12 protein-coding genes are annotated in these 12,712 nt (G+C 72.6%); 9 read left to right on the forward strand and 3 right to left on the reverse strand.

Features of this window, described 5'->3' with window-relative positions; translation table 11 throughout:
• Nucleotides 1–5 precede the first annotated feature (5 nt).
• From ACVMLK_RS02370 to ACVMLK_RS02385, 4 genes are all read left to right on the forward strand, one after another.
• Complete coding sequence (locus ACVMLK_RS02370) at nt 6–1,037, forward strand: ABC transporter substrate-binding protein (RefSeq protein ID WP_422921523.1); 1,032 nt, start codon at nt 6–8, stop codon at nt 1,035–1,037.
• Nucleotides 1,038–1,046: 9 nt separating this feature from the next.
• Nucleotides 1,047–3,266, forward strand: a complete 2,220-nt coding sequence (locus ACVMLK_RS02375) for an ABC transporter permease (protein ID WP_457485502.1) — start codon at nt 1,047–1,049, stop codon at nt 3,264–3,266.
• On the forward strand, nt 3,263–4,324 hold the full coding sequence (locus ACVMLK_RS02380; RefSeq protein WP_198364393.1) for an ABC transporter ATP-binding protein: 1,062 nt from the start codon (nt 3,263–3,265) through the stop codon (nt 4,322–4,324). Before ACVMLK_RS02375 ends, ACVMLK_RS02380 begins: the two co-directional genes overlap by 4 nt.
• Before the next feature lie 76 nt (nt 4,325–4,400).
• Nucleotides 4,401–4,535 carry a hypothetical protein gene (locus ACVMLK_RS02385; protein ID WP_255528536.1) on the forward strand — a complete coding sequence of 45 codons (135 nt, stop codon included), beginning with the start codon at nt 4,401–4,403 and terminating at the stop codon, nt 4,533–4,535.
• Nucleotides 4,536–4,543: 8 nt separating this feature from the next.
• Here ACVMLK_RS02385 and ACVMLK_RS02390 read toward each other — a convergent pair whose 3' ends face one another.
• From ACVMLK_RS02390 to ACVMLK_RS02400, 3 genes are all read right to left on the reverse strand, one after another.
• Nucleotides 4,544–5,257: a metallophosphoesterase gene (locus ACVMLK_RS02390; RefSeq protein ID WP_457485503.1), complete on the reverse strand. Its 714-nt coding sequence runs from the start codon at nt 5,255–5,257 to the stop codon at nt 4,544–4,546.
• A 5-nt stretch (nt 5,258–5,262) separates the two neighbouring features.
• Entirely contained in the window at nt 5,263–6,267 is a 1,005-nt protein-coding gene (locus ACVMLK_RS02395; RefSeq protein ID WP_457485504.1) for an NAD(P)-dependent oxidoreductase, read from the reverse strand.
• Between the two features lie 121 nt (nt 6,268–6,388).
• Entirely contained in the window at nt 6,389–7,879 is a 1,491-nt protein-coding gene (locus ACVMLK_RS02400) for a phospholipase D-like domain-containing protein (RefSeq protein ID WP_422921517.1), read from the reverse strand.
• Between the two features lie 183 nt (nt 7,880–8,062).
• Here ACVMLK_RS02400 and ACVMLK_RS02405 point away from each other — a divergent pair, with 183 nt between their 5' ends.
• The 5 genes from ACVMLK_RS02405 to ACVMLK_RS02425 are packed head-to-tail and all read left to right on the forward strand — an operon-like array spanning nt 8,063 to nt 12,712.
• Nucleotides 8,063–9,427, forward strand: coding sequence for an ABC transporter substrate-binding protein (locus tag ACVMLK_RS02405; RefSeq protein ID WP_457485505.1), 1,365 nt, complete (start codon nt 8,063–8,065; stop codon nt 9,425–9,427).
• Between the two features lie 4 nt (nt 9,428–9,431).
• Nucleotides 9,432–10,364 (forward strand): branched-chain amino acid ABC transporter permease, encoded by a 933-nt coding sequence (locus tag ACVMLK_RS02410; RefSeq protein WP_422921515.1) that lies wholly within the window; start codon nt 9,432–9,434, stop codon nt 10,362–10,364.
• Nucleotides 10,361–11,302, forward strand: coding sequence for a branched-chain amino acid ABC transporter permease (locus tag ACVMLK_RS02415; protein ID WP_198364399.1), 942 nt, complete (start codon nt 10,361–10,363; stop codon nt 11,300–11,302). The genes ACVMLK_RS02410 and ACVMLK_RS02415 overlap by 4 nt, the downstream gene beginning before the upstream one ends.
• Complete coding sequence (locus tag ACVMLK_RS02420; protein WP_198364400.1) at nt 11,299–12,069, forward strand: ABC transporter ATP-binding protein; 771 nt, start codon at nt 11,299–11,301, stop codon at nt 12,067–12,069. The genes ACVMLK_RS02415 and ACVMLK_RS02420 overlap by 4 nt, the downstream gene beginning before the upstream one ends.
• Nucleotides 12,056–12,712 carry an ABC transporter ATP-binding protein gene (locus tag ACVMLK_RS02425; RefSeq protein ID WP_198364401.1) on the forward strand — a complete coding sequence of 219 codons (657 nt, stop codon included), beginning with the start codon at nt 12,056–12,058 and terminating at the stop codon, nt 12,710–12,712. Before ACVMLK_RS02420 ends, ACVMLK_RS02425 begins: the two co-directional genes overlap by 14 nt.

Consider the following 12,712-nt stretch of genomic DNA (forward strand, 5'->3'; position numbering starts at 1 on the left):
CACCGATGCCGATCACCCTCCGTCACATCCTGCCGGGCGCCATGGCCCTGCTCGCCCTCTCGGCCGCCCCCGCCCTGGCGCAGGGCAGCCTGAACATCTACTGCTCGGCGCAGGTGGAATGGTGCCAGGCGGCGGCCAATGCCTTCGCCAAGGAGACCGGCATCCGCGTCAGCATGGCGCAGAAGGGCAGCGGCGAGGTGCTGGCGCAGATCCGCGCCGAGGCCCAGAATCCGCGCGGCGATGTCTGGTACGGCGGCACCGGCGACCCGCATCTGCAGGCGGCGGAGGACGGGCTCTCGGCCGAGTACCGCTCTCCCGTGCTGGGCGAGTTGCACGACTGGGCGCAGAAGCAGGCGCGTGATTCGAAGTACCGCACGGTCGGCATCTATGCCGGCGCGCTAGGCTTCGCCTACAACACCGAACTGCTGGCGCGCCGCAGCATCACGCCGCCGGCCTGCTGGAAGGACCTGCTGAAGCCGGAGTTCCGCAACGAGATCCAGATGGCCAATCCGCAGTCGAGCGGCACGGCCTATGTGATGATCGCGACCATGGTGCAGGTGATGGGCGAGGAGGCGGCCTTCCAGTACCTCAAGGACCTGCACCGCAACATCAACACCTATCCGCGTTCCGGCACCGGCCCGGTGAAGGCGGTGGCGCGGGGCGAGACCGGCGTCTCCATCTCCTTCGTGCACGACGCGGTGACCGAGAAGCTCGGCGGCTTCCCGGTCGGCTACGCGCTGCCCTGCGAGGGGACGGGCTACGAGATCGGCTCGATGTCGATCATCAAGGGGGCCAGGAACGAGCGCAACGCGCGGCGCTTCTACGACTGGGCGCTGACCCCGGCGGCGCAGAAGCTCGGCGCCGAGACGAAGCAGTTCCAGACCCCCTCCAACCGCGCGACGCCGGTGCCGGCCGAGGCGCCGCAGATGGATCAGATCAAGCTGATCGACTACGACTTCGCGAAGTTCGGCACCAGCGCCGAGCGGCGCCGGCTGATCGAGCGCTGGGACCGCGAGGTGAACAGCCTGCCGCGCTGAGGCCGGGCCATGCGCGCCGCCAGCCTGACCGGCGCGGTGATCGCCCTGGTCGCCGCGCTTCTCCTCCCCTGGTACCTGACGCGGGACGGGCTCGGCCTGCTGTCGGAGCTGGGCCTCGGCTGGTTCACCGATGCCGATTACGGACCGGCGCTCGGGCAGGCGCTGAGCCAGGGCCGCTGGTGGCTATGGCCGGCGGTGCTGGCGCCGCTCGCCGCGCTGGCCGCGACGCTGGCGCCGCTGTCCCGCCGGGCGCGGGCCGGGTGGCTGCTGCTGGCGGGCGGGCTCGGCCTGGCGCTGCTGGTCGCGCAGGGCGAGGCGATCGGCGTGCGCGGCTGGCGCTTCGCCGGGCTGGAGACGCTGTTCGGCGTGCTGGACGACCGGCAGTTCGGCATCGGCTGGGGCGGCAGCCTGACGGCGATGGGGCTGGCACTGGTGCTCGCCGCCGGCCTCGCCGGCCGCGGCGCCTTCCGGGGCGATGCCTTCACCGCCGCGGCCGCGACGGCGGTGGCGATCGGCGTGCTGCTCTTCACCTTCCTGCCGATCCTGGCGCTGCTGACCGACGCCTTCCGCGACGCCGCCGGCGCGGTCAGCCTGACCGCCTCGGTGCCGCGCCTGGCCGATGAGCGGCTGTGGGGGCTCGGCTGCCTTGCCGGGGCGCCGCGCTGCGGCGTGGTCTGGAACACCATTCTCCTGGCGGTCCTGACCGGCGCCGGCACCACGGCGCTCGGCCTCGCCTTCGCGCTGCTGGTGACGCGCGGGCGGCTGCGCTTCGCCCGCGCGCTGCGCTGGCTCACCGTGCTGCCGATCGTGACGCCGCCCTTCATCCTGGGGCTGGGGCTGATCCTGATCTTCGGCCGCTCGGGCCTCGTCTCGATCGCCGCCGCCGAATGGTTCGGGCTGGAGCTGGGGCGCTGGATCTACGGCCTGCCCGGCATCTTCCTGGCGCAGCTCTTCGCCTTCACGCCGATCGCCTTCCTGGTGCTGATCGGCGTCGTCGAAGGGCTGTCGCCGACGCTGGAGGAGGCGGCGTCGATGCTGCGCGCCTCGCCGGCGAAGATCTTCCGCACCGTCACCCTGCCGCTGCTGATGCCGGGGCTCGCGAATGCCTTCCTGCTCGGCTTCATCGAGAGCATCGCCGATTTCGGCAATGCGGTGGTGCTGGGCGGCGGCTTCAACGTCCTGGCCACGGAGATCTTCTTCGCCGTGGTCGGCGCCCAGGCCGATCCGGGCCGCGCCGCCACGCTCTCCCTGGTGCTGCTGCTGATCGCCGGGCTGGTCTTCCTGGCGCAGAGCCGGCTGACGGGGCGGAAATCCTACGTCTCCATCGGCGGCAAGGGCGATTCCGGCCTGCCGCCGCCGCTGCCGCGCGGGGTGCGGCGCCTCTGCCTCGGCGTCGCGCTGCCCTGGGCGGGGCTGACCGTCGCGCTCTACGCGCTGGCCGTCTCGGGCGCCTTCGTCGAGGTCTGGGGCCGCGACTACACGCCGACGCTGCGCCACATGGTCAAGGCCTTCGAGATCGAGTGGAGCGGCGGCGCGCCGCGGCTCACCGGCCTCGCCTGGAACAGCGTGCTGACGACGCTCGAGCTCGCCGCGATCGCCGCGCCCGTCACCGCGCTGCTCGGCATCCTGGCGGCCTGGCTGTTCAGCCGCGCCCGCTTCGCCGGCAGGGGGCTGCTGGAATTCGCCACCCTGCTGTCCTTCGCCGTGCCCGGCACGGTGATCGGCGTCGCCTATCTGCGCGCCTTCAACCTGCCGCCGCTGGAACTGGCGGGGACGGGAGCGATCATCGTGATCTGCTTCATCTTCCGCAACCTGCCGGTGGGCCTGCGCTCCGGCATGGCGGCGATGGCGCAGATCGACCGCTCGCTGGACGAGGCCTCCCACACGCTGGGCGGCGGCGGGCTGGACGCGTTCCGCCGCGTCCTGCTGCCGCTGCTGCGGCCGGCGATCATCGCCGGGCTGACCTATGCCTTCGTCCGCGCCATGACGACGATCAGCGCCGTCATCTTCCTGGTCACGGCGGAGACCGAGCTGGCCACGGTGTTCATCGTCAACCGCGTCATCAACGGCGATTACGGCCTGGCCATCGCCGTCGCCGTCGTGCTGATCGTGCTGATGCTGGCGGTGCTGGGGCTGGCGCAGCTCCTGGTCGGCCAGCGCCGCATCGGCCGCCGCGCCGTCCTGCCGGTGGCCACGGCACCCACCGCCACGCCAGGAGCCGCCGCATGACCCGCGCCGCCGAGATCCGCTTCGAGCACGTCACCAAGCGCTTCGGCGCCGCGACGGCAGTGCGCGACGTGTCCTTCGCCATCCCCGCCGGACAGCTCTGCACCCTGCTCGGCCCCTCGGGCTGCGGCAAGACGACCATCCTGCGGATGATCGCCGGGCTCGACTATCCGAGCGAAGGGCGGGTGATGATCGGCGGCCGCGACGTCTCCTCGCTGCCGCCGGCCGAGCGCGACGTCTCCATGGTGTTCCAGTCCTACGCGCTGTTCCCGCACATGACGGTGCTGGAGAATGTCGGCTACGGCCTGGTCGTCTCGGGCCGCGGCAAGGCGGCGGCGGGGGAGGCGGCGCGGGCCGCGCTGGCCTCGGTCGGGCTGGCGGGCTTCGAGGCACGGCTGCCCTCGGAGCTCTCGGGCGGGCAGCAGCAGCGTGTCGCCGTGGCGCGCGCCCTGGTGCTGGAACCCTCGGTGCTGCTGTTCGACGAGCCGCTGTCCAACCTCGACGCGCGGCTGCGGCGGCACATGCGCGAGGAGATCCGCGAGTTGCAGCAGCGGCTCGGCGTCACCGTCGCCTATGTGACGCACGACCAGAGCGAGGCGCTGGCGATCAGCGACAGGATCATCGTCATGAACACCGGCGTCATCGCCCAGGAAGGCACGCCGGCCGAGCTTTACGACGCGCCGCTCAATGCCTTCGTCGCCGGCTTCATCGGCGATGCCAACCGGCTGAAGGGGGATCTGCGGCGGCTGGATGCGCGGCAGGGCGAGGTGCGGCTCGGCCGGACGCGGCTGACCCTGCCGCATCGCGACCGGCCGGACGGGCCGGTGGAGGTGGCGCTGCGGCCGGAGGCGATCCGCCTGCTTCCGGCCGGCGACGCGGCGGCGGCCGTGGAGGGGCGGGTCACCAAGGCGGCCTATCTGGGCGGCGTCATGGAGTACACGCTGGAGACGCCGCTCGGCCCGATCTTCGCCATCGCCTCGTCGAGCGAGACCCGCCGGGCACCGGGCGAGGCCGTCGGGCTCGGCCTGACCGGCCACGGCGTGGCGGTGCTTGCGGGATAACGGGCCGCGCCATCAGGGATGCGTTAACGGAAGTGACGGATAACGACAGGCGTTCTCAACGACAGGGACGCCGCTCATGGCCTGCCTCGCCCCGACCTCTCCGCCGCTCCGGCGCCGCGTAACCCGTCTGCTGCGCCGCTGGCTGGGCCAGGACGCCTACCGCCCGGAGCGGCATTACATGCGCGGCGGCCGCGCCGCGCCGCCGGGGTGAACCGGACCTCACGCGAAGAGGAAGCCGATCCGGTCCTCCTCCAGCACCGCGCAGGTCAGCGGCCCGCCGGACCAGGCGGCCGTGTCGAGATTGATGCGGTTCGGCAGCACCTCCGGCTCGGCGCGGGCGGTATGACCATGCACGACGACGAAGTCATGCGGCCCGGTCCAGGAGAGGAAGGGCTGGCGGATGCGCGTCAGATCCTCCCGCGCCTGGGCCGGGAAGGGTGTGCCGGGACGCAGCCCCGCATGGACGAAGCAGTAGCCGCCCTCCTGATGGAACAGCTCCAGCCCGCGCAGGAAGGCATGGTGCGCGGGCGGGATGGCCGCCGCCCAGTCCGCCGCCGCCGCCTCGGGCGAGAGGCCGTAGCTTGCGAGCGTGGCCCGGCCGCCGCACCAGAGCCAGTCGGCGACATCCCCGGGGCCGCCCTCCAGCGCGGCCAGCATCGCCACCTCGTGATTGCCGGTGAGGTTCTTCACCGCGAGGCTCTCCGGCAGGGCGGCGCCCGTCATCCAGCGCAGCACGCCGGCGCTGTCGCCGCCCTTGTCGACGAAATCGCCGAGATGCAGCAACAGGCCCGACGGGCCCGGCCGGGCCGCGTGGTCGGCGGCGATCAGCCCGTGCAGCGCGGCGAGGCGGTCGGCGCAGCCATGGATGTCGCCCACCGCGTAGATGCGCCGCCCGGCCGGCAGGCGGGCGGGGGCGGGACGGAACTCGGGCACGCGCCTCAGCCTCCGATGCCCAGCCGCCGCAGCCGGTGCGCCGCCTCGGGATTCAGCGCGCCCTCCGGCATCCGTCCGGCGGCGAGGGCGGCGACCTGGCGCACCGTGTCCATCGCCTGATGCTCCGCCGCCTCGCGCGTCAGCCCGCCGATATGCGGCGTGGCGACGACATCGGGGCGGCGGGCCAGGCGCGGGCTCGGCTTCTGGTCCGGGGCGCGGCCGACATCCATCGCCGCGCCCGCCAGATGGCCGGATTCGAGCGCCGCCTCCAGCGCCGCCTCGTCCACCAGCTCGCCGCGCGCCAGGTTGATGAAGAAGCTGCCGCGCCGCATGGCCGCGAAGGCGGCGGCGTTCATCAGATCGGCGGTCTCCGGCGTGGCGGCGGCGAGGCAGACCACGACGTCGGCGCCCGCAAGCAGGGCCGGGAGGGAGACCGGCTCGGCCGCCCCATCCGCGATCGTCGCCTCCGGATCATGCGCCAGGACGCGCATGCCGAAGGCGCGCGCCAGCACCGCCATGCGCCGGGCGATGCGGCCATAGCCCAGCAGGCCGAGTGTCGCGGTGGAGAGCTGCAGGCCCGGGCGCGCCGGCGGCGCGGCGCTGTGCTGCCAGGCCGCGCCGGCATGGGAGATGCCGCGGGCCAGGTCGATCATCAGGCCGATGCCGAGTTCGGCGACGGCATCGACGAAGCCCGGTGTCGCCTGCGTCACCAGCACGCCGGCCTCGGAAGCGGCCGGCAGGTCGATGGTGCTGACATCCACCGCGCCGCGCAGGAAGGCGACGAGATCGGGCGCGGCGGCGAAGGTCTCCGCGAGGCCGGGCGTGGCGCGGTGGGCGATGATCGCCTGGCAGCCGGCCGCGGCCTCGGCCAGCGCGGCGCCGGCCAGCACGCGGCCGCTGGTGTTGCGGACCACCTCGGCATGCTCGCGCAGCGCGGCCAGCGCGCGGTCGCCGAAATAGCCCGCGAAGGCCTCGTCGGTATGGGTGAGATAGACCTTCATTCCGGGCATCGTCCTGGGGCCGGCGGCTTCGGCATGTTCGTCGCTCCCTGTTCCCGGACCCTGCGTGTCCCTGGATCGGCCCGGCGTCCGGCCAGATTGGGCGCCGGCTCCGCCCGGGGCAAGCGGCGGCTCAGCGATGGCGGCGCCAGAGGCGGGGACGCCAGAGGCGGAGGCGGCGGAACAGGCCGCGCCGGGAGGGCGCCTCGAACATCTCCTCCGGCCCTTCGGGGTCGAGGATCTCGTTGTCGGCCAGCCAAGCCTCCACCGCGTTGAGATCGGGCGTCTCGTAAGGGCGCAGGCTGCGGCCGGGTCCGCGCAACGCCTCGATGGTGTCGATCAGGGAGCCGCCCTCCGCCAGCCGCCGGGTGATCTCCGCGGGGGGAACGCCAAGATGCTCGGCCAGCAGCCCGTCGCGGATCGCCGCGATGGCGGGGCCGGCCGCGGCATTGGCGGGGCGCGCCGCATCGATCACCACGTCGCATTCGGTGTCGAGCCGCAGCGAGCGGTTGTTCAGGTTGGAGGAGCCGATGCGCAGCACCTCCTCGTCGATCACCAGGATCTTGGCATGCACGTAGATCGGCGTGCCGCCCGCGGTATAGGGGTGGTAGAGGCGGAAACGCCCGTTCCGGTCGTGCCGGCGCAGGGCCTCGCGCAGCCGCGCGCGCGCCGTGTCCATGGCGATGGGCTCAAGCCAGCCCTGGGCGGTGAGCGGATTGATCAGCACGATCTCCGGCCCGTCCGGCTCATCCAGGCGGCGCGCGATGGCCTCGGCGATGCGGCGCGAGGAGAAGTACTGGCTTTCGGCATAGATCCGCCGCCGGGCCCGGGCGATCAGCGCGAGGTACAGCGCCTCGATCTCGTGCACCGCCTCGGTATCGCCGTTGCCGGGCAGGGTGCGCGCGATGCCGACCTCGATCTCGGTGAAGTCCGGGCCCAGCCCTTCCGGCCAGAAAGGCCCGCGCGTCGGCACCGGCGCCAGTGCCGCGCCGCCGGCGCAGCGCCAGCGCTCGCGCGCCAGGTCGCCGATCGCCCGCGCGGCGGCGCCTTCCAGCGCGGTGGTGGCGTCGTGCCAGGGCGGGTAGGGCCGGCCGCCGGGCTTGCGGCGGCGCGGCTCGTCGTCGCGGTGCTCGCGCCGGTCCCAGCGGTCGGCGGTCATGTCGATGCCGCCGCAGAAGGCGAGGCTGTCGTCGAGCACGACGATCTTCTGGTGGTGCGAGGCGCCCGGCGGGTGCGCGCCGTCGAGCTGCAGGGTGATGCGCGGGTGGTGCATCCAGCGCAGCACATAGAGCAGAGTATTGCCGCGGAACAGCGCGGCGAGAGCGCCGAGCCGCCAGCGCAGCACATTGACCTCCAGCGCCGGCCGGCGACGCACCAGCCAGAGGATGAAGTCGCCGAGGCGCTCCGGCCCGCCATCCTCCTCCGCCCCCGGCAGGACGATGCGGGCGTCGAAGTCCCAGCCGACCAGCATGATGCGCCGCTCGGCGGCCAGCATGGCGGCGCGGGCGGCGCGGAAATAGGCGTCCGCGTCGATGATGACGGCGACGCGGCTCGCGGGCTCGATGCGCCAGCAGGCGGCGCCGGGCTGGAGGAGGGTATCCGGGGCGGCCGGCTGCAGATCCATGCCTCCTCCATCCCATTGCCGCCGGGTGCCGGGCAAGCCCCCCAGGCGCGGGGGCCGGATCGAAGTCCGCACGGAAAGGCGGGCTGGCAGCGGCTTGGCAGGCCCCGGCTTGGCAGGTCCCGTCCGGCCATGCCACTCTGCCGCAGAGAGCCGATTCAAAGGCCATGCTGGAGGAGTGTCCGAATGTCTGAGATCGTTCCCACGATCCCCCCCGCCTTGTCCGGACGTCCGGCCCATCCCGGGCGCCGCGCCCTGCTCCAGGGGGCGCTGGCCGCCGGCAGCCTGGTGCTGGCCGGACGGCACGCCCAGGCCCAGACGCAGAAGCCGGCCGAGATCAAGGTCGGCATCGCCACCTATCTCTCGGGCCCGGCCAGCGTCTTCGGCGTGCCGGCGCGGCAGGCGGCGGAGATGCTCTTTGAGCAGCTCAACGAGGCCGGCGGCATCGGCGGCGTCAAGGCGCGGCCGATCTTCGTCGATGAGGGGCCGGGCGTGGACCATTTCGTCGGCGAGTACCGGCGGCTGGTGCAGAGCGAGAACGTCAACCTGATCTTCGCCGGCATCTCGTCGGCCGATTGCCTGGCCTGCGCGCCGCTGGCCGATGAGCTGAAGCGCCCGACCCTGCTCTGGGACTGCGGCACGCAGCGCATCTTCGAGGAGGGCAAGTACGGCTATGCCTACCGGCCCCAGGCCAATGCCACGCCCGAGGTGCTGGCGGCGGTCCTCTACCTCCTGAAGGTGAAGCCGGACTTCCGCTCCATCGCCGTGGTCAACCAGGACTACGCCTGGGGCCGGGATTCCTGGGAGATCTTCCGCACCGCGCTGAACACGCTGAAGCCCGGCGTGCGCGTCGCCGCCGAGCTCTTCCCCCGCTTCGGCGCCACCGACTACTCGACCGAGGTGACGCGTCTGCTGGCGCTGCGCCCGGATGTCATCTTCTCCACCCACTGGGGCGGCGACCTCGACGCGCTGATCCGGCAATCCTCCGACCGCAGGCTGTTCGAGCGCAGCACCTTCGTGCTGCCGCTGGCGGAATCCTCGCTGGAGCGCGTCGGCCGCGCGCTGCCACCGGGCCACATCATCGGCGCCCGCGGCGACCACTGGTTCCTGCATCCCAGCCCCCGCGACCCGGCGCTGCTGAAGCGCTTCACCGACGAGTACCGCAAGCGCTTCAACACCTACCCGATCTACTCGACGCACCACATGGCGCAGGCCGTCTTCGCCATGAAGGCGGGCTACGAGAAGGCGATGGCCAGCAAGGGTGGCGCCTGGCCGAACGACGCCGAGCTGGCGGCGGCCTTCAAGGGGCTCGAGTTCCCGTCGCTCACCGGCACCATCCGCATCCGCGAGGACGGGCAGGGGCTGGAGGACCAGCTGATCGGCACCACCGTGCAGACCGAGCAGTATCCCTTCCCGGTGATGACCGACATGATGGTCATGCCGGGCGAAATGGTCACCACCCCGGTCGGCCAGAAGAGCACCGACTGGCTCAAGACGCTGACGCCCGACATCCTCGGCAAGCTGCCGCAGCCCGTCGCCCACAAGCTCTGAACCGATGGGAAACTGGCTGGCCGAGAACGGCCTGCTGCTGGGCCTCGCCGCGCTGGACGGATTGTCCTACGCGGCGGCGGTCTTCATGGTGGCGGTCGGGCTGAACCTCGTCTTCGGCGTGCTGCGCGTGCTCAACATCGCCCATGGCAGCCTCTATGCCATCGGCGGATACTCGGCCGCCGCGCTGGGGCTCTTCCTGATCGGCGCCGGCCTGCCGGAATGGATCTCCTACCCGGCGCTGCTGGTCGCGGCGCTGCTGGTCGGCGCCGTGCTCGGCCCGCCGATCGAGCGGCTGCTGCGGCGCATGCAGGACCACGAGCCGGTGCTGCAGCTGCTGATCACCTTCGCGCTGTTCATGATCCTCGAGGATCTGCAGAAGCTGCTCTTCGGCGTGCAGCCGGTGGTCTCGGACGCGCCGGTGCGGCTGCTCGGCACCGTGGACGTGCCCTTCGGCGCCGACGTCATCCCGTTCAACACCTACCAGCTCTTCGTGCTGCCGGGCATCGCGCTGTTCACCCTGGCGGGCCTCGCCTGGTTCCTGCGGCGGACGCTGTCGGGGCGGATGATCGTGGCCGTCACCACCGACCGCGAGGCGGCCCGCGCCATGGGCATCGACGCGGCGAAGGTGACGATGCTGACCTTCACCGCCGGCGCGGCGCTGGCGGCGCTGGGCGGCGCGCTGGCCTCGCCCACCGTCTCGCTGGTGCCGGGCGTCGGCGCGCAGACCATCGTGCTCTCCTTCGCCGTGGTGGCGACGGCGGGGCTCGGGCAGATCGAGGGGGCGGCCATCGCCGCGCTGCTGATCGGGCTCGGCCGCTCCTTCGCGGTCTATTTCGAGCCGGAGCTGGAGGTCGTCGTGCCCTATCTCATCATGGTCGCGGTGCTGCTGGTGCGGCCGCAAGGGCTGTTCGGCGTGACGGAGACCCGACGCATATGAGCCGGACCGCCGAACTCCTTCTCGCCCTGCTGGCGGCGGCGGCGGTGCTCGCCCTCGCCTGGGCGGTGCCCTGGCTGCGCTTCGTGCTGACCATCGCCATGGCCAAGGGCCTCGCCGTGCTCGGCATCCTGCTGCTGCTGCGCGCCGGACAGGTCAGCTTCGGCCATGCGCTGTTCCTCGCCTTCGCCGCCTATATCGTCGCCTTCCTGGCGCCGCTGCTGCCGGAGGCGACGCTGCTGCTGCCGGTGGCGGCGCTCGGCTCGGCGCTGCTCGGCCTCCTCGTCGGCCTCTTCGTGGTGCGCTACCGCGAGATCTTCTTCGGCATGCTGAACCTCGCGCTCAGCATGGTCTTCTACTCGCTGCTGGAGAAGCTCTACTCCATCACCCACGGGACGGACGGCATCCGCCTGCCGCCGGTGCGCTTCCTGGGCCAGGTGCTGGAGGGCCCGGCCTATGGCTGGGCGGTGCTGATCCTGGCGCTCGTGCTGGCGCTCGGCTTCGGCGCGCTGGTCCGGGTCTACCTGGCCTCGCCGATGGGGCAGGCGCTGGCCGGCATCAAGACGCGCGAGGCGCGGCTGGAGTTCATGGGCGTCTCGGCGCGGCGCGTGCTGCTCTCGGCCTATGTTCTCGCGGCGCTGATGGCCGGCTGCGGCGGCGCCATCCTCTCCATGGCCTCGCGCCACGTCACCCCGGCGCTCGCCTACTGGACCGCCTCGGGCGAGCTGGTCTTCATCGCCATCCTGGGCGGCGCGGGCAGCGTCTTCGGACCCTTCCTCGGCGCCATCGCCTATGAGCTGACGCGGGTCTACGCGGCGGCGACGGTCGCCGACGCCTGGCAGATGATCCTGGGCGCGGTGCTGCTGCTGGTCATCCTCTTCGCGCCCGGTGGGCTGTGGGGGATCGGCCGGTCGCTGCTGGCGAAGCGGGGTGCGGCATGAGCGTGCTGCTCTCGGCCCAGGGGCTGAAGCTCGCCTTCGGCGGGGTGAAGGCCGCCGACGGCATCGATCTCGACGTGATGGAGGGCGAGTTCCTCGCCATCATCGGCCCGAACGGCGCCGGCAAGACCACCTTCATCAATATGACCACCGGCTACCTGAAGCCGCAGGCGGGCCGCATCACCTATCGCGGGCAGAGCCTGCTCGGGCTGTCGCCGCGCCGGATCGTCGATCTCGGCGTGGCGCGCTCCTTCCAGCTTCCGCAGCTCTTCACCGAGCACACGGTGCTCGAGAACGTGGCGCTGGCGATCGCCGCGCGGGAGGGCGTCTGGTCGCCCTTCGCGCCGCTGCTGCGCCCGGCCTTCCGCCGCGAGGCGGAGGAGGTGCTGGCGCGGTTCGGCCTGGAGGCGCTGGCGGAGCGGCGGGGCGACGCGCTGAACGAGGGTGCCCGCAAGCTGGCCGACATCGCCATGGCGGTGGCGCTGCGCCCGCGCCTGCTGCTGATGGACGAGCCGACCAGCGGTGTCGCCGCCGCCGACAAGATGGGCGTGGTGGAGACGCTGGTGCGGGTGCTGCGCGAGGCGAAGGTGACCGCCGTCTTCGTCGAGCACGACATGGAGGTGGTGGCGCGCTTCGCCGACCGCGTGGCGGTCTGGGGGCAGGGGCGCATCATGGCGCTCGGTCCGCCGCAACAGGTGCTGAACGATCCGCAGGTGCTGCGCGACGTCATCGGCATCGCGCCGCAGGAGGCTGGCCATGCTCCGGCTTGAGGGCATTTCCGTGGACATCGCGCAGGCGACGGTGCTGCGCGGCGTCTCGCTGCATGTGCCGGCGGGCGGGCGCGTGGCGCTGATCGGCCGCAACGGCGCCGGCAAGACCACGACGCTGCGGACCCTGATGGGCCTGCTCGAGCCGCGTGGCGGCAGCATCACGCTGGACGGCAAGCCTTGCGACGGCGTGCCGGCGCATCATCGCGCCCGGCTCGGCATCGGCTACGCGCCGGAGGAGCGCAGGCTCTTCGGCAGCTTCACGGTGGAGGAGAACCTGCTGCTGCCCGCGCAGGTGCTCGGCCTGCCCGGGGCGGAGGTGCGGCGGCGGCTGGAAGCGGTCTATGAGCTGCTGCCGGAGCTGCGCGGCTTCGCGCCGCGCAAGGCCGCCGGGCTCTCGGGCGGGCAGGGCAAGATGGTGGCGCTGGGCCGCGCGCTGATGGTCGGCACCCGCGCCGTGCTGCTGGACGAGCCCTTCCAGGGCCTCGCTCCCGCCCTGGCGCTGCGCTACGCCGAGGCGCTGGCGCGGCTGCGCACGGCGCTGCCCGACGTCGCCATCCTCATCACCGAGAGCAGCCCGGATCTTCTCCGCGCGCTGGTGGACAGCACCTTCGTGATCGAGCGGGGCGAGATTGCCGCCGCCTGA

It is taken from the genome of Teichococcus aerofrigidensis, from assembly GCF_054073225.1.